This is a genomic window from Candidatus Erwinia dacicola (assembly GCF_001756855.1).
Taxonomy (GTDB): domain Bacteria; phylum Pseudomonadota; class Gammaproteobacteria; order Enterobacterales; family Enterobacteriaceae; genus Erwinia; species Erwinia dacicola.
The window spans coordinates 1-16,341 of sequence record NZ_MAYS01000033.1; the positions used below are offsets into that span (position 1 = coordinate 1).

Genomic DNA, 16,341 nt, shown 5'->3' on the forward strand with positions numbered 1-16,341 from the left:
GTCTGATTGTCGATATTCTGGACGTGAAGAAAGCCGGGAATATCATGAAAACCATGTTGTGGCGTACCAGCACCCCGAAAGAATGGGAGCCGCGAACGGTCTACGATAAGGGCTGGTTGTATGAGCGGAACAACGTCAACGAGATTGACAATATTATGCCCTCACGGCTGGGCGCTCAGTTCTTATCGGGTGAAATGGACAAAATTATCGACCGCAAGCATGAAATCGTGGAATGCGACGGGAAGTATTACATCAGCATGTTTATCGATGAAATGCCGTTGTATAAGAAGAAATTTCAGGATTTGTTCAAAGCGATTGATATCAAAATACCCTACCGCATCAAGTTCGATATTATCAGCGGCGGTAAGTTCAAAATAGCATCGAAACGTGTTGCCCTGTCGATACTCCGTGCCATTCCCGCCGTGAGCAAAATTGCCCGCGACATGGACTACGTGAACGATAAGGAAGAAACTGATAAATCGGTACTGTTTTCAATCAACGTGACAACATGGGGTAAAAGTTTAACTGAGGTGAAACGCAACGCCACGCTGATAGCGAAAGCCGTTGGCGGCTGGGGCGTTACCGAGGTATCAGCCAGCTACGGCGACCCCGTAATGCCGCTCGTCGGCAGCGTGCCGGGGCTGTCTATCCGAACCAACGGCGAACTGGCGCTGGCACCGTTCAGTGAGGTGGCGGAAATGCTGCCGCTGGAGCGCCCGGCCAGCCTGTGGCAGCACGATGGTCTGACCTTTTTCCTTACGGAAGACGACAAACTCTATCCCTACCGCATTGCCAGCAGTCTGCAACTGAAATGGACGGACATGATAACCGGGACGCCGGGCAGCGGGAAAAGTATGCTTGCGAACCGGCTGAATTTCTCCGCTATCTTCTCGTCGAATAAGGATTTGCCATTCTGTACGTGGATTGACAAGGGGCTGAGCGCCGAGGGCAACGTGGATTTGATCAAGCTGTCACTGCCTCCGGAAAAGCAGCATCTGGTGTCGCACATCGTTCTGGAAAACAGCGCCAAATATCGCGTGAACTTCCTCGAAACGCAGCTTGGAAGCCGCTTTCCTACCGTGCTGGAGCGGGTTTTTATCAAAGATATGCTGTGTGCTTTCTGCATCGACACGACCACCGGGGAGCCGCCCAATGCGACGACGATTTCGGCCGTGGTGCTGAAACTGATCGACGACATGTACATTGAAAAAGCCACCAACAAAGCCAACCGCTATGAGCCAGCCATCAATGACGAGGTGCGGGACGCGGTGGCCGCTGCCGGGATACTCACGACCAAAGGGGCGCAGCATTTAAAAACCATCAGCCTGCGTGAACTGACCCGGTATCTGGTGTTGAAGGGGGAACTGAGCCACGACAGGGAAGTGGACTCCGAGGCAAACTACGGCTGGGACGATGAACACTTTAACGAGCTGATTGAAAAACACAGGGACGATCTCATACGCTATATCGGGCAGGAATGGCTCAAAACGGCTTCATGGTTTGATATTACCGATGCGCTCTTTGCGGCGGGCAATACCCGCGCGGCGGCGCTGGCGCACCGTTACGCGATGCCGCGACTGGATGATTTTCAGGCGCTGCTGACAAGCTCTGCCGAACTGAAAGAGGACTACGATAAAGTTAATGTGCAGGGCAGCAATGAGGATGTGCTTAACTACATTTCCCGCTGTTTTAAAACCGCTGCCGCCAAATACCCGGTGTTTTCCGACTATACCCGCTACGATCTGAATGCCGAAACGCGCATTATCGTCATTGATATGATGAAAGTGACGGGGGAGAAAACGTCCGGTGAAGGACAGCTTCAGACGGGTATCATGTACCTGTTTGCCCGGCACCTTGCCGCACGGAACTACTATCTGCCGTACTGCGCCGAGTCCTTCCTCGACGGCCTCGACCCGCTGTATCACGCCTACCACAAGGAGCGTATCTCGGCGTTGTCGGAAGAAATCAAACACATCTTCTACGACGAATCGCATAACTTTCAGGACGTGAAATTCATCCAGAGTGCGCTGAATACCGCCGACCTTGAAGATCGCAAGCTCGGCGTGCGCACCATGTTTTCCTCGCAGTACGTTTCCCACATGCCAGAGTCTGTTACCAAGTCGGTCAATACGCTGTTGATGATGCGCCTTGCGCCAAGCGACCGCGAGTATCTCCGCAGTATTGGCATCAACATCTCCGACGATATTCTCGACCGCTTCGACTGGCTTTCGACGCAGGAAACCAGCGACGGGGGGCGTTACTTCCTCGCCATCTTCCGCACCAAGCGCGGCGATATCTGCCACATCCTCAAAAATGTCATGGGGGTGCAGCAGGTGTGGGCGCTTAACTCGTCCATCCGTGACCGTAAGCTGCGCAAGCTGCTGATTGAGGCGCTGGGCGTCGGCAAAACGTTAACCGTACTGGCCGAGCGCTTCCCGACCGGCAGCGCTGAGAAGACGCTGGAGGCGATGCTGGCGGGAACCGGCAAGCGCTTTAAAACCCGCGCCGAACAGGAAGAAGCAGGGCTGACGCTGGTCGAAACACTGGCCGCAAAACTCATCAAAGAACACCGACTGGAGGCTATCTGATGCGACCTGTCAGTAAAACCCGCCTTGCCCTGCTGATGTTAACCGCAGGTGTGGCATCCTATCCGGCGCTGGGCTATAGCGTTGTGTGCAATGTCACCTCTTCCACGCCGATCTCGTTGCAGGTGATGCCGCAACTGACGGCAGCGAATACCACGCTGGGCGCTATTCAGACCACGCTGATTAATATCGGCACTGCCATTTCACAGCAGGGCGACCGGTCGGCTGCCCTGATTAACCAGACCGCCGATAATCAGCGCCAGTTTGACATTGAGCAGCGCAGACAGGAACGTATCCGTGAGGCGAAAGCGCGGTATCGTGTCCCTAACGATATATGCGCAACGGCGGTATCCGGTGGGATGGGCGCAGCCAGTCGCGCCGCCGGGGGCGGCAAGCGAACGGTGGCGACATCAAGCAACAACGTACAGGTTAAGCAGGCATACGATCTGGCGTTTAAAGACCCCAGCATTGAGGCAACGGCCAGCGCGACCACACACAAAGCCTACTGTGATACCAATGACAAGGAAGCGTTTGGTGGGACAGAGTTCTGCCAGACCGTCTCCGATATGCCGCGCGGCGACACCTCGTTGTCGTCTGTGCTGGACGGGGCGGGTAAGGAGGGGAAGAAACCCACGCTCACCTTCACTGATGAACAAACCGATGCGGCATTGCTGTACACCAAAAATACCGCGCAGCGCAGTGCCGGACGTGCGCCCAGCCGGGCTGAGGTTAAAAGCGCGTCCGGGCGCCAGTATCTGGGCTTGTTCCAGCAGTATCAGGCGTACATTGACGCTGCCGCGCAGCCGCAGCTTGAAATGATCGCGGCCAGCAAACCTAACCCGGCGACCCAACAGCCGCTGAGTGATGCGCGGAAGGTGCCGAGCATGGCGTTATTCTACGAGCAGAACGCCAGCGAAGAAGCCAAGCGCAAGGGGATGATGTCGCTGCGAGAGTTTGAGCAGTTCGAGGTTTCCCGTCGCTACGCGAATCCGGCGTACCAGACGGATTTGATGATGAAAAACAGCGACGATCTGCTGCGCGAGCAGGTGAACGTGACCAACCTCAATAGCTGGCTGTTGTATGGTCTGAAACAGCAGGTGGAGAAAAACAACATTCTGCAAGGGCAAATGCTGGCGCTGATGGCGCAAAATGAGTATGCAGCAAAAATGCATAGTGTGGTAAGTCAGATGAACCAGTCAGTAGCGAAATAGTTACCGATTGTATCGCTTAATAGATTATAATATAAATAGTGTAAAGTGGAGGGGGGTGATGATAGCGTTGTCGAAAATATATGATGCCTTTTCATCATATTCCTTTCTGGAAAAAGGACTCATTGTGCTGGCCTTTCTGGTGACAATACATGCAGTGGTATTGTTCACGGTAGAACGTCTTAAACAACGCAAACGTTAACCGTACCTATCCTTAATTGGCAGACTAGCCGGAGGAAGTCGGATGAATAAAAACGCAGAGCCGGAAAAAAAACGCCGTGTTGCAGGCGTCATTTCCTTTGTTACCGGCTGGTCACAGGTAAAAAACTACTCAAGGATGCTGACCAAAACGGTGAGTACGCGCACGCAGACGCTGAAAGAGACGCTTGCAGAACGACGCGCACTGAAAGAAGAAGCCGATAAGCAACTGGATAAAATCGGCAATACGCCTTTTGGCGATTTTCGTGCCACTGAGTACCAGATTGAACAGGCGCGTGAGACGTTTCTCCGTCAGAAACGGCTTGCGCTTGCCGGTGTGACAATATGCGGAAGCGGTGCCATTTTTGCCTTGATACTGACCATCCTGGCGCTGTTTACCGGAGAACCCGCGTGGATAGTCCGGGCGGCATCGCTGGTCGTGATTTTTGCGGCGTTTTTGGGGGTTTGCTACATGTCTGCCCTGCACATCGAATTCAGCGGATGGAAGCTGGTCAATCGCATTAACACCCATGCAGAAGGGGCGACGTTTGCGACATTTCGCGCCGATAACGGACTGAACAAAACGCTGCGCTTCGGCCAGTGCGGCTTTAAGCGAGGTGAAAAGTAATGAACTTCATTGTGCGACGTGCGTTATTGCTGCTGCTGACGTTTGCGCCGGGCTTAGTGTTTGCTGCGGACAGCGTGACCCCTCACACGTTGTGGGAGCGGTCAAAAGAAACCACTGACCTTTCACGCCGGGCGCTTACGCTCATGCTGGGCGACGTGGTCAATCACCCGCTACAGTCTGCCTCGGACGGCGGTTTTCTGGGGCCGGTATTCTTTATTCTTAACATGACGCTGCTGTGCGTCATGAGTGTTTATCTGGGGTATTCCTTCTTCCGTAAAATCGGACAGGGTGCGACGACCGGCGCGGTATTACAGGGCAATGCGAACAGCGGGAACAGCATTATCAAAACGCTGTTCGGCCTGTCTATGCTGATACCGTTGAAATCCGGCTGGGCGCTGTCGCAACTGATATTCCTGTGGATGGCCTCGCTGGGGATTGGCGGAGCGAACCTTATCACCGACAAAATCGCTGACCAGATAGGCAAAGGCGAAGCCCTGTACAGCCAGCCCGCCATTCCTGCTGTGGCGAGCACGGCCAAGCAGTTAGTGGAAATGCGGCTGTGTATGCTCGGTATCAATCACGGGCTGGCGCAGATGAAAGCTGCCGGGGAAGCCTATGAAAGCCGGGCTGAAATGCGGACGGTTTCAGGAAAAAGTAAGGGTGCTGAATCGATGAAAATCACCAATGGCACGGCAAGCTGTGGTGAACTCACTTATAAGCAGATTGACCCCAAAAGCGATTTTATGGCGGCAATGTTGCCGGGTAGCGCAGCCTATTTGCAGGCGGTAGACAAGGCACAGCGTAACGCCACTGTTGAACTGGCTAATAATGCCGCCAAGACAGCAGACTACTTTTACGATGCCTACAACGCGAAGCTAAAATCCGGGGAAGGTACGTTGCCAGATATAGCGCAGGATATTCAGATAGCAGCAAAACGCTATCAGGACGCGATTGGTCAGGCACTCAGGGCGAAACCCTCCGGCGGAGAAGCGACCGATGCGGTGGCGAAAAGCATCAAAGAACAGGGCTGGGTGGGGTTAGGAACCTATTACCGCACCCTGTCCACAGCCAACAGCAATCTGGCATCGGTGGCGAACAATGTACCCACTGTAATCCCGTCGAACGGCATCGGTGATGTGGGTTCCACGGACTATTATCAGGGGCTTTATCAGGCATACCAGTCGCGCTTACAGAATACAGAATACGTCCCACCGCTAGGGGCAAAAAAAGGAAGTAGCGTAGCGGAAATGGATGTGTCCAAATCACAAAATGCGCTAGAGAGAGGAATGTCTGTTTTATCGAGCATGTTCGATTTGCAGAACATTTTTGGCTGGCAGGCGGGCAGTGGTGATGGAGAAACCGATATTCAGAACCCGATAATACGGGTGAAGGAAATCGGTGACAGGACTATGGTCGTTGGGGAGGCTGGCTTTGGTTTATATGTGGCTGCGAAAGGAGCAGCAGCGGTTTCAGAAAGTTTTAGTCTTGCGGGACTCGCAGCGAGAACAGTAAATTTCATTGGGCAAGGAGGGGTTGATGCATTGAAAGCAGCAATTGAGGCAGCAGCCCCAATGATTTACGCCTTATGTATTATGCTGATGGTACTGGGCGCAATGATGTCAGTATTTATTCCTTTGATACCGGTCATTAACTGGATAATGGCACTGGTAGAATGGTTTGTGGTGGTACTAACCGGTATTGCAGCGTCAACGCTGTGGGCGGTGGCTCATGTCAATGTGGCCGATAAAACAGACGACCGCTCTACCACCGGCTACATATTCATCATTGACGTGTTGTTACGCCCTATACTGATGGTCTGTGGTTTTGTGTTTGCCATGTTGGTACTGACGGGCGTAGGTACGTTATTTGATGTTCTGTTTATACCAGCATTCCGTGATGTGCAGGGAAATTCTGTCACGGGGTTGCTTACTCTGTTGGCGTTATTGGTCGTTTATGCTCGCGTCATGGGCGGTATCATTATGTGGGTGTTTATGTTGCCTATACGTTTGCCGAATTGGGTAATAAGCTGGATAGGCGATAGGGGTTATGATTCGATTTTGGGTGATGCTGTAAACCATGTAGGTCGTACTTTTGTTGCAGGGCTTGGGGTGCGAGGAGGTGGTAGCAGTAAACCGCCTAGTGGTGGTGGAGATAAAACCCCTACCGACAAAGGTTTTAAATAAGGATCCGCTATGAACGAAAACTTCGTCACTAACAAGGGGTGGTTTTTTAATCGATGGTTAAAGCGTTCAAGTTCACCCGGAGCGCAGGCTTGGAGAGAGTTAGAGGCAGAAGGGTTTTTTAAGCCTTTCTACTTCTATTTTTATGGGTATAGGAAAGAGATTTTTGCATTTGATTTGGAAAATGGCGTTTTTTTCCATTGTCAGGAGCAAGGTACAACGCAAAATGACCGGTTAGTCACAATGGTAGAATACGAACTTTACGGTGGGTATTACATTAATAATAATTTGAAGTATTCAATGATTTTGGATTGGAAATTTCACCTAGCCTGTCTTCCTCTACTTTCAATTCGTTTGGATGATTCTCTCTATAATTTGAATTATCGATTCTTCACCACGTTACATGCCAGAAATCAAGGCGTGGTTGATGCAACCCGTAAACCCGGCTATCACGAGTGGCGGGAAAAAATGAAGCGCAAAGGCTGGCTGATTGATCGCGAAGTGGACAATCAGATCATGGCACAACGGCGCGGAGAACAGGTACTGGAAATCGTTCCTCTGGAAGAACTGGAAGGAACGAGCGACATGCAGGGGCGGTGACATTCCGCTTCCTCGCTCACTGACTCGCTGCGCTCGGTCGTTCGGCTGCGGCGAGCGGTGACGGTTTGGCGGTAATAAAAAAGTGATGGACGGCTAAAATTCCGGTAGGATGCTTAAAATGTTGAAATCGATCGGTTTTTTTGAGGCGGATCGCGCAATGTCTGACCAAAACGAAAAAAAAGAGAAAAGGGAATACCGGAAAGGTGAACCTTTAACCCAAGTTGAGCATAACAAGCGGCTGATAGCGAAGAGATCTGCGTCTCATAAAATTCTAAGGGCTTTCGTACCAAGAGATGTTGTAGATCAGTTCAAACAAGTATGTCACGCTCGTGGCGAAACCATGCAAGACGTGATAGCCGGACTTATGGAAGGTTATGTAGAGGAGTTCAGAGAATAGATACAGTCATTTGATTCTTGACCGACCTAGTTTCTGGTGCTAGATTCAATCACATTACTGGCACGGCGCAGCCGGAAGTGCGCTAAAGGAGGGTGGATTCACTAAGATGAAACCCAAAAAGAAAAACCCCGTAATCTGTCTCGACTTGCCGGAAGAACACAGAATAACGGGGCTACAACGTTACTACATAGAATTATTGCTCTATGTGGTGGAGTATAGTGACATGGACAACGTTTTGCAAGTCTCTGCCCCTGCTCTTTCTGCGCAATATGTGCGCAGAAAGTTATGCTAAATTGTAAAGAAAAGTCATTCCCATTTTACACGCAGGTGAAAAACCCTACCCCTTGTTTTACCCCCCCGGAAGGGAAAAGCACTCTACCGTTTTGTCGTAAGCTGATGGAAAAAGCGGTCGGGTTTACTGATAAACTCGCGTTCGCAATGCACATGGCATTCTCCCGCGCTACCGGCAAACGCCATCGTCAGCCACCCAAGCTCAGACGTGCAGCAATAGATGCACTGATACAGGCGCTACTCTTCCACTATAACCCGTTAGGCAACCGCGTTAACGCATCAATCACCACGATGGCGATTGAATGTGGACTCGCCACCGAGTCAGAGAACGGCAACCTGTCCATTACCCGCGCCACGCGGGCGCTGGCGTCGCTGGCGAAAGACACCGGCTTAATCACCTACGAAACGACCTTCGACCCGGAAATCGGCTGCAACGTACCGAGCGATATTCAGTTTACTCCTGCCTTGTTTGACATGCTGGACATTTCCCCGGAAGCGCTGGCGTCAGAACGCAACAGCCGCGCGGAGTGGGAAAACCAGAAACGTGAAAAACAGGGGCTGCCCCGCCTGAGTCTGGACGAACTGGCCTGCAAAGCCTTTTCCTATGTGCGTAATGCTTTTCGCGCATATCACCGCAAGCGGCGGCTTCATGGCCTCAAACGGCTGCGGGCGAAAAGGGATGCCGGACTCAGCCGCAAAGAGATAGAGCAGAAGGTAAAGGTTGAACTCCAGAAAGAAATTGCGGCTGGTTCGTTCCCTGCTGACCTCGCCACCGTCTTGCGTGAAGTCGCCAGCAGGGTGAAAGAGCGCATGATAATGTCCAGAGGCAACCACACCCGGCTGGCCACCCCCTGAATTCCCTCCCCCACTATCCGGTTGACGCCGGAGGATTCCGCACGTCCCTGCCCCACCATCGCTCAAAAATCGCCCTGCACGCACTGAAAAAACCGCATTCACACACCTACCGGCAGACCGACGCATTCAAAATCCTGCCCGCCATTGCCGCATTTTCCCCCGAATTTCACTTATCCACACTTAACTGCATGGGACTATAAGATAAGAACGCCAATCGAGGCAAAGTAAAAGCGCCAACCGACTCAAAACAAACCGCATGAATTCTTTTAAAGACCTTAATCTTTATTCTTTTAAAGCCCTTAGTCTCTTTTCTCTTAAAAACATAACCTGTTCACCCCACGATGTGGGGATAACTCCAACAGCAAGAATGCCTTCGCTTGCAGCGGCATTCGCCGCGCCGCTCAGAAGAAAACCCGCCCGGAGACACCCAACAAAACCGCGCACACCTCACCCACCTGAAAAACCGCGCCGCCCCCGGCCAGAGGCCGGGAACAGTGCCGCTTTTAGATGGATGTTGTAACTATAATATCGCTTCGCTGTCAGTGTTGTTGCTTTGCGCTATGAGTACACGCTCCTAAGCGCCCGTAAACGGTCGCTAAGGCGGAGATACGCCACGGCTACGGCTTTGCCTTGCCGTGACCACTCCGACCGCGTACAGCAGCGCTCACATCGCTGTTCGTTCCTTATGGCTTAGCAGGAACGGGGATTTGTCACGGCTAACGCCGTAACGCTTTTTTTGTCCTCGCTGCGCTGCGGGGCTTCCGGCGCGTTGCGCCTCCCATGCCCTCACGGGCATATTTTTGCCATATGCTTACTTACGATATATACTCAGGGTATTCAAAGTGAGGTGCAATATGAAACACAGAGTGAGTGTGACCGTCGATAGAGACAATTATCAGTTACTGAATGCTGCCGGGGTGAATGTTTCCGGCCTTGTCAACGAGGCCATCGGCAACGAAGCCCGCCGACTCAAGGCCGAGCGCTGGAAAGCAGAAAACCGGGCTGGAATGGAGGAAGTCGCCGCGTTCATTTCTCAACACGGCTCTTTTGCCGACGAAAACCGGAACTGGTGAGATGCAATTTACTGTCTATGAATACCGGCGGGAAAGCGCCTATACGATGTTCGTTGATGTGCAGAGTGATATTGTTGAAACGGCTGAACGCCGGATGGTGATCCCTCTGGTTGAAGCCCGTCACTTTTCGGCAAAAGTCAGCCCGGCATTGTTTCCGGTTATTCAGGTATCGGGAATCGATTACCAGTTACTGACCACCGAACTCGCCAGCGTAAACACCCGTTTCTTCGGTGAAGTTTTAGGCGATGCCAGCCCTGATGCCGAAGCCATCAAGAACGCACTGAACCTGATGTTCTGGGGGGTATAGAAAATCGACATATTTGTTGGGGTTCTGATGGTGGCTCTCGGATTCTGGACGTTAATTGATTCGTATACGTCCTTTAAAAAAGGCGTATTCAGAGAGTACCGGAAGATGGCTCCCTACGTGTACTACTATAAAGGCGATAAATGGTTCGTCTACAAAGTCATTGAGAATGCGGTGCTGGGGTTAGGTATGCTGGGATTTGCTATCTGGTTCTGGTCAAGGATACTTTGACATCCTCCCCGCCCTAAAGAACGGGGAAGATGTAAATTGCGCTTTTTTGGATGTTTCCTATCTTTTTTTGTTTGCTTCCAGCAACCAATGATTTTTTTCATTTGGCGCCATATTACTAAATGCCAGCAACGCCGCTTTCAGCACGGTGGTGCGGTTCTGTTCCGATAAATCACGTTCTTCATCAATAAGGTCACGATAAAACTGCTGCAACACAAAGGATGTTGGCTTGGATGCTCCTTTGGCCGGTACTTGTCTGGCCTCACGCACGAAAGCACTTGGAGTTGTCACTTCTGCCTCAACAGGCGGTTTTTTCAATCTCATGGTACAAGCCCCAATTCATTTGCCAGTAATTCGATTTGTGCTTTTGCCTTACCCAGACTGGAGGCGCGGTCAACGTCATGTACGCCAGCGCCGATGTTTGCGCAATCTTCATAAACGGTCAGTTCACCAATGCGGGTATTCAGCGGCCTGAGCCATACATCGTCGCTCTTTAGCTCCTTGGCTAATTCAGCGGCAGTGGCTGTTCGGTTATGTTTGACACGGGTGAATAGAACGAAAGGACGAAGTTTGGTATTACCCATTTTCTGCGCTTTTCTGACCGTTGCGGTTACATCTGTCAACGTTTCAGCTTCAAAGTCGGAAGACGGTTTGATTGGCGTAATGAAAACATCCGCGACGGTAAGAGCGCTGCGGTATTCTGCGTTATCGAAACCCGGACAATCGACGATCACCACGTCAGCAAGCCGAGCAGCTTTAGTTATCGGTTCAGCAATGTTCCCATAGGCTTCCTGTACGGGAATAACGGGCAATCCCTGCTTCTGGCGTTTTTCCTGCCAGTTGAGCAGCGCTTTATCTTTGCCTGCTTTGAACAGAATGACTCGTTTACCACTCTGCGACAGGTAAACGGCAAGGTTCACCGCTGTTGTCGATTTTCCGACACCACCTTTATCCGAAGCAATCAATAAAATTGACATTTGCATACCCTCTGTATACTGCCGCTATAGTTTAGCTATTTGTTCATAGCTTGCATATCAGTATTGCTACGCTATATATTTATAGCGATGACATAGCTATAAATAGACTATACTTAAATAGTTTTACTATAGCAATACTAAAGCTATAAAAATATAGCTATGCTATGCGTATGTAATACTGTATGTGTGCTATGGTTTTGCTATCTTTTTGTGACTATAATTTAGCTATGTGGCTGCTATTTCATAGCTTCTAAATGATAGCATTGATATTGCTATATACTTGCTATTTTATGGCTATAATATAGCCATATTAGATATTAAAATGTTGATTTTTTCAGGTTTATTGACTGAATCTGACGCTACCCAGCCAGTTCAGGTCGAGCGTAAATATCCGCGTGTATATTTCGGTTGAGGAAACACGACTGTGACCCAGATATGCCTGTATTACTTTCAGGGGGACGCCATGTAACAGCAAGTGCATGGCAAAACTGTGGCGGAAAGTATGGCAGGTAATGGGATCTACCGGAAACGTCACGTTATCATCGGCTGCGCGGGTAATGGCAGCACTGATCCAGTTACGGGGGGTATTGTCGCTCGACAACGGCCAGAAACGCTCATGCTGACGCAGCCCGAACGTGGCAATATATTCCCTCACCCGGCGCTGGTAATGGGGATCGGGGAGGGCAACCGCACGGCTGATACGTTCCCCCCTCACCGGTCTTCCCCTTCCGCGCTGGCGCTGCTTGAGCGTCCGCAGCACGACAAATGCCTGATGTCCATGAAGATGAAAATCCCCCGGCGTCAGGGACAGCACTTCATTAATACGGCCACCGGTATTCCACAGCGTCTCAAGTAACAGGCGCTGGCGCAGATCCGGCACATAATCCAGCAAACGCTGAATTTCACCGGCCAGCAGGTAACGTGGCAGATCCAGATCGGCAGCAACCGCCATCGCCCGCATGGTTGCCGCCGTTTCAGCCGTCATATATGTCTGTCCGCCTGAAATGACGGAGGCGCTGTGTGAATTCTGGCCTGCAAGAGGCAGTGTTTGCCCTGAATTTTTAAAATTATTCATCATTTTCATTATTTTTCTTATTCTTCATGCTGTTACCGCATTTATTGTTTGTGCGCTTTACCGCTCTCGCCTGCCAACTTGCTCTACCCGCAGCTCCCCAGCGCAGCAGCCACCAGTATTCAAAACGCCGCAGATGCTGGTTCATTGCCCTGAGCGCATCCAGTATTTTGTCGTGGCAGTCGTCAGATGTTTGTTGATTTCCATTCACTTTATGGATGATGCAATTCGTGCAGGCGGCTATCCGTTCACGCGCCAGAGGATCGGCAACCAGCGTTGCCCGCCCCGAAGCACACAGAAGGTCATTGAGCGCATCATAGGTAGACTCTTCCAGCACCAGTTCGGGCAGATCCGGCTTAATGATCCGGGTCTGAACTTTTTCAAACCCTTTATCGGTACATAACGCATCCATCGCGGTGAACATCAGGCAACTGTATGCGTTGTAATGTTCCAGCGTCAGTTCATAACGTTTCATTCGCCTGCGTCCGCGCTCTTTCAGGTGAAAGGTAAACATTCCTGCCAGCGCGGTAGCGAACGTGGCGAGTATCGTCCCCGCCCACGGATTCTGATTAATGAGTGATAATAACGCTGCTAACCATTCCACAGGTGAGACACTCCTGAAATTAATTCCCTGCGCGGGCAGGGCAGGATTGCGGATTTTCAGCACTAAGCCAAAAACCCGCAGAGGAAGAACCCGCATTGCCCGCCAGCGACGCCCCGAAAAACGGGCAACACGGCCTCAATGCAGTTGCAGGACATTGAGAGATAACCAGTTTATCAGAACATGAAGCACAGGGAAGGGCATTGCGGAGAATGACGGTAAACCGCAACGGTAGCAAAGAAAGAATAAATTTTCAGCAACGCCTTGCCTTTGTAATCATTTTGAGTCTAAATTGAGGTCAATTTAGTTGGATTGACCTCAAGAGGACGTCATTATGGCAAAGTTGCAGGTAAGAAATTTTCCCGACGATATTTACGAACAAATAGTGGCATCCGCAGCCAAATCTGAACGCTCCATTGAGGGAGAACTGCGTTATGTCCTGTCAGATGTTTACGGTAAAAAAGCAAAATCGGAAGAACTGCCACTGTCCCTGCGCCAGTCGTGGCAAGTGGAAACGGGAAAACGCATGTCGTGGTTGCTGGAGCAATTACGTCATGATGGATGGTTTCGCTATGGGGAAAGTTCCGATCCTGTTTTGCTGGCTGCGAGGATTGGTGAAAGCAGTCCGGCATTACTGCTTGACTGTCTGGAAGGTCGGCAGGCTCCTACCTTTGACATGGCCGCCCGTATGCAGGCCGTCCTCAGTTGTCGGGCTGACTGGCTCATGAGTGGGGCAGGAAATCCGTTTCAGATTGAACGGTTATCGAATGATTACAGATGTTTTTTTGATACCTTACTGGATGTCGATGGTAACTTAAAACCTGATACGGCTCTGCATTTTGTACGTATCTGTGCTGATGATCACCATCATGACGGCACACTGTTGGTGATAGTGCGTAGCGGGCAAACATGGCAGTGTAAATATGAATGCACAAGATTCAGACTTAACAGCCAAATGGGGACGGGAGGCAGGGGTGATTTATTGCGATTTTTCAAATATCTAAAAACTGAACTTTCGCATGTTCCAAAAACATCATGGACATACAAAAACAAGGAAAATGAAGATCCTGAACTTGGTCTTCATCACCCTGAATACTATATTCAAAACGGCAAATATTCAGACAGAAACGACTGGCTTTTCAGGATGCTCACAGGGCAAGCCCCTTTCAAATGGTCAATGTCTTTCAGTGCTGAACTGGAAGAACTGGAAAAGCTGCCATTTGAGAGCACTAAGCGAGCAAATGACGTGTAATATTACACATCATTTGTTTTCTTTTTCCGCAGAAGATAATCGTATGTGCCTTGAGCATATTCCCCGTTCACAGGCTCAGAGGTGTCCCACTCGTTTAGTATGGTTTCCGCGACTTCTGGAGTCACATCGGCGACCAAAATCACTAGTTGGATAGCAGTTTTTCTGAGCGTATTTTTTATGCGTTGAGTATCAGAGGCATTTCGATCCGACCTGTGTAGATACAGGGCGTGTCTATCCTGAAACGCCTTATCTATAACTTCAGCCTGCATGATGCGGTCAAAGCAATGATCATCATCAAGAGGGCAGGCAGGCCAGAATAGAGTTTCTACTGCAAGTCGTTTGATAATTACAATCTTATTCCGGTTAAGCATCTTGCCTCCTAATACTACACTATGCAGTGGATAATTGTGATACAATTAATACATGCTCCCATTGAAACTGGATAGGTCAATGGATATATTACAGTCTGAACCGTTAGGAAGATTGCTGTAGTTTTCAATCGTGAGAATCTTTCCTTTCTGAGAAACGTATACTCCGTGTTCTATAACCAGTCTTGCATGTTCTTCAATCGCTTTTTTCCTCGGTAAACTGATAACGTTACCAACGTTCCATGCATAGGGTTTTTCTATTACACACTGCACTACGCCATTTTAAATCAAATCACGGCCTATATATTTTTCCCTTGCCGACTCTTTATTTTGCCGAAAAGCACTACAGACTTCATCTTCCGTTACCATTGGTAGACGAGTTTCCCATCCAAATTCTTTAACGCTGTTAGAGGACGTTGGGTAAGAACCGAGATTTGTCAGGGCATCATTGAACTCCTTGATTTGCTGTTGGCAACCAGAAACCATCATAACTATACCTGCAAAAATAAGATTTCTTTTCATTGTTTGTTCCTCCTGTTTTTAATTTTTTTATCGATAAACATGAATGCGAAAACTCCTGCCGGAGTAATTATGTATAAAAAGAAAAAGAAAATAGAGACGCAAAGGAACGCGAAAGATGTCATATATGCATCTTCGTCTGGTTCATGCCCTTGTTTTTCAACGAAATAAGAGTATAACTTATAGAGGTTGTTGTGTACTTTATATATTGGGAGTCCGAGTTTACTGCCTATTTCAAAACAAGGTTCACCACAATCAGATTTGTTCATAGATAACAGATAATCCCTGGCTTTATCAAACTCTTTATTTGCTAAGTAGTATTCAGATAAAACAAGCGGGAGTAATGTGTTTGTTAGGTTAAGCTGAATGCTATTTTCTATAGTGGTCACATCCTCTTTGTTTAAAAGACTCATATCTTGAAGCTTTGTATATTTAATGGTTGACAAAAAAACATTTTCAGGATTGTCCTTTGAAAGGCTAATTATATCTTCAATGTTTTGATTCTTGGCTTTAGAGAAAGCAAAACCTTTATATGTATCTATGATTGTTTTTTCATTCTGTGGTCTGTAATAAAATGGTGAAAAATCTTTCTTGTATATTTGGTTGCTAAAATCAACCAGTCCGCCTTTTTGATCGCTGTAAACGGTATCCCAATATTTATACGCACCTCTTTCTTTATAGGCCAAGAATGCATGAACAGGGGCATACACCACGCTAATATCTATATTTTTCATGCGTGCTGCATCATAAATCAAATAGCTGTTTAAGTCGCAGTCTGAGACTTGCTTAGCATATGAAAGAGAAGTTAATGCAGAAGGTTGGTAGGCAAAGTAGTTGGATAGAATGTCATTTGCACAAGAGATATAAGCTGTTTCGGATTCTTTGCCTAGACAACTATTTCTCACTTTTGATAAATATGCATTCACATTAGATAGTGCCTTTTCTTTTGTGGTCTTATCTACCAGATTCATCTCGCTATCTATATTTATCAGGTGCGCCGTAAAA

General features: G+C 49.3%; 18 protein-coding genes. 11 read left to right on the forward strand and 7 right to left on the reverse strand.

From position 1 onward, the window contains the following. The 10 genes from BBW68_RS18595 to BBW68_RS00765 form a co-directional block, all read left to right on the forward strand. A partial coding sequence (locus BBW68_RS18595; RefSeq protein ID WP_070133587.1) for a hypothetical protein occupies positions 1-2,588 on the forward strand: 2,588 nt, incomplete at its 5' end. Next, complete coding sequence (gene traW, locus BBW68_RS00720; RefSeq protein WP_070133588.1) at positions 2,588-3,796, forward strand: conjugal transfer protein TraW; 1,209 nt, start codon at positions 2,588-2,590, stop codon at positions 3,794-3,796. The genes BBW68_RS18595 and traW, both read left to right, overlap by 1 nt. 241 nt (positions 3,797-4,037) lie before the next feature. Beyond that, a complete protein-coding gene (locus BBW68_RS00725; RefSeq protein ID WP_070133589.1) occupies positions 4,038-4,619 on the forward strand; it encodes a hypothetical protein in 582 nt (193 codons plus the stop codon). Beyond that, entirely contained in the window at positions 4,619-6,802 is a 2,184-nt protein-coding gene (locus BBW68_RS00730; RefSeq protein ID WP_070133590.1) for a DotA/TraY family protein, read from the forward strand. The genes BBW68_RS00725 and BBW68_RS00730 overlap by 1 nt, the downstream gene beginning before the upstream one ends. Positions 6,803-6,811: 9 nt before the next feature. Continuing rightward, positions 6,812-7,399, forward strand: a complete 588-nt coding sequence (locus BBW68_RS18600) for a hypothetical protein (RefSeq protein ID WP_070133591.1) — start codon at positions 6,812-6,814, stop codon at positions 7,397-7,399. A 118-nt stretch (positions 7,400-7,517) separates the two neighbouring features. After that, on the forward strand, positions 7,518-7,796 hold the full coding sequence (locus BBW68_RS00740; protein ID WP_157725477.1) for a RepB family protein: 279 nt from the start codon (positions 7,518-7,520) through the stop codon (positions 7,794-7,796). Between the two features lie 285 nt (positions 7,797-8,081). Further along, positions 8,082-8,942 (forward strand): plasmid replication initiator RepA, encoded by an 861-nt coding sequence (gene repA / locus BBW68_RS00750; protein WP_070133593.1) that lies wholly within the window; start codon positions 8,082-8,084, stop codon positions 8,940-8,942. Between the two features lie 854 nt (positions 8,943-9,796). After that, positions 9,797-10,015 (forward strand): type II toxin-antitoxin system antitoxin CcdA, encoded by a 219-nt coding sequence (ccdA, locus tag BBW68_RS00755; protein WP_070133594.1) that lies wholly within the window; start codon positions 9,797-9,799, stop codon positions 10,013-10,015. A 1-nt stretch (position 10,016) separates the two neighbouring features. After that, the gene (locus tag BBW68_RS00760) at positions 10,017-10,322 is read left to right on the forward strand and encodes a CcdB family protein (protein WP_070133595.1); all 306 of its coding nucleotides are present in this window, start codon (positions 10,017-10,019) and stop codon (positions 10,320-10,322) included. 27 nt (positions 10,323-10,349) lie between these two features. Continuing rightward, positions 10,350-10,550 (forward strand): hypothetical protein, encoded by a 201-nt coding sequence (locus BBW68_RS00765; RefSeq protein ID WP_070133596.1) that lies wholly within the window; start codon positions 10,350-10,352, stop codon positions 10,548-10,550. A gap of 57 nt (positions 10,551-10,607) precedes the next feature. Here BBW68_RS00765 and BBW68_RS18185 read toward each other — a convergent pair whose 3' ends face one another. From BBW68_RS18185 to BBW68_RS00785, 4 genes are all read right to left on the reverse strand, one after another. Continuing rightward, positions 10,608-10,871, reverse strand: coding sequence for a hypothetical protein (locus BBW68_RS18185; RefSeq protein ID WP_071435309.1), 264 nt, complete (start codon positions 10,869-10,871; stop codon positions 10,608-10,610). Continuing rightward, on the reverse strand, positions 10,868-11,524 hold the full coding sequence (locus tag BBW68_RS00775; RefSeq protein ID WP_228707830.1) for a nucleotide-binding protein: 657 nt from the start codon (positions 11,522-11,524) through the stop codon (positions 10,868-10,870). The genes BBW68_RS18185 and BBW68_RS00775 overlap by 4 nt, the downstream gene beginning before the upstream one ends. A gap of 340 nt (positions 11,525-11,864) precedes the next feature. Beyond that, positions 11,865-12,509 carry a tyrosine-type recombinase/integrase gene (locus BBW68_RS00780; protein WP_083264713.1) on the reverse strand — a complete coding sequence of 215 codons (645 nt, stop codon included), beginning with the start codon at positions 12,507-12,509 and terminating at the stop codon, positions 11,865-11,867. An 82-nt stretch (positions 12,510-12,591) separates the two neighbouring features. After that, positions 12,592-13,200 (reverse strand): hypothetical protein, encoded by a 609-nt coding sequence (locus BBW68_RS00785; RefSeq protein WP_071435310.1) that lies wholly within the window; start codon positions 13,198-13,200, stop codon positions 12,592-12,594. Positions 13,201-13,531: 331 nt separating this feature from the next. Between BBW68_RS00785 and BBW68_RS00790 the strand changes: the two genes are divergently transcribed. Beyond that, entirely contained in the window at positions 13,532-14,449 is a 918-nt protein-coding gene (locus BBW68_RS00790; RefSeq protein ID WP_070133600.1) for a FitA-like ribbon-helix-helix domain-containing protein, read from the forward strand. Positions 14,450-14,451: 2 nt separating this feature from the next. Here the strand turns inward: BBW68_RS00790 and BBW68_RS00795 are convergent, their stop codons facing one another. From BBW68_RS00795 to BBW68_RS00805, 3 genes are all read right to left on the reverse strand, one after another. Further along, complete coding sequence (locus tag BBW68_RS00795; RefSeq protein ID WP_070133601.1) at positions 14,452-14,820, reverse strand: hypothetical protein; 369 nt, start codon at positions 14,818-14,820, stop codon at positions 14,452-14,454. A gap of 279 nt (positions 14,821-15,099) precedes the next feature. Continuing rightward, positions 15,100-15,339, reverse strand: coding sequence for a hypothetical protein (locus tag BBW68_RS00800; RefSeq protein ID WP_070133602.1), 240 nt, complete (start codon positions 15,337-15,339; stop codon positions 15,100-15,102). Next, positions 15,336-16,341 (reverse strand): hypothetical protein (locus BBW68_RS00805; RefSeq protein WP_222563050.1); only part of this gene is annotated, 1,006 nt, incomplete at its 5' end. The genes BBW68_RS00805 and BBW68_RS00800, both read right to left, overlap by 4 nt.

Coding starts and splice junctions, on each gene's coding strand:
- BBW68_RS00775 (WP_228707830.1), bottom strand. CDS start 11,524: ATGTCAATTTTATTGATTGCTTCGGATAAAGGTGGTGTCGGAAAATCG.
- BBW68_RS00765 (WP_070133596.1), top strand. CDS start 10,350: ATGGTGGCTCTCGGATTCTGGACGTTAATTGATTCGTATACGTCCTTT.
- BBW68_RS18185 (WP_071435309.1), bottom strand. CDS start 10,871: ATGAGATTGAAAAAACCGCCTGTTGAGGCAGAAGTGACAACTCCAAGT.
- BBW68_RS00760 (WP_070133595.1), top strand. CDS start 10,017: ATGCAATTTACTGTCTATGAATACCGGCGGGAAAGCGCCTATACGATG.
- BBW68_RS00800 (WP_070133602.1), bottom strand. CDS start 15,339: ATGAAAAGAAATCTTATTTTTGCAGGTATAGTTATGATGGTTTCTGGT.
- BBW68_RS00780 (WP_083264713.1), bottom strand. CDS start 12,509: ATGACGGCTGAAACGGCGGCAACCATGCGGGCGATGGCGGTTGCTGCC.
- BBW68_RS00790 (WP_070133600.1), top strand. CDS start 13,532: ATGGCAAAGTTGCAGGTAAGAAATTTTCCCGACGATATTTACGAACAA.
- BBW68_RS00795 (WP_070133601.1), bottom strand. CDS start 14,820: ATGCTTAACCGGAATAAGATTGTAATTATCAAACGACTTGCAGTAGAA.
- BBW68_RS18600 (WP_070133591.1), top strand. CDS start 6,812: ATGAACGAAAACTTCGTCACTAACAAGGGGTGGTTTTTTAATCGATGG.
- BBW68_RS00730 (WP_070133590.1), top strand. CDS start 4,619: ATGAACTTCATTGTGCGACGTGCGTTATTGCTGCTGCTGACGTTTGCG.
- repA (WP_070133593.1), top strand. CDS start 8,082: ATGCTAAATTGTAAAGAAAAGTCATTCCCATTTTACACGCAGGTGAAA.
- BBW68_RS00725 (WP_070133589.1), top strand. CDS start 4,038: ATGAATAAAAACGCAGAGCCGGAAAAAAAACGCCGTGTTGCAGGCGTC.
- traW (WP_070133588.1), top strand. CDS start 2,588: ATGCGACCTGTCAGTAAAACCCGCCTTGCCCTGCTGATGTTAACCGCA.
- BBW68_RS00740 (WP_157725477.1), top strand. CDS start 7,518: ATGTTGAAATCGATCGGTTTTTTTGAGGCGGATCGCGCAATGTCTGAC.
- ccdA (WP_070133594.1), top strand. CDS start 9,797: ATGAAACACAGAGTGAGTGTGACCGTCGATAGAGACAATTATCAGTTA.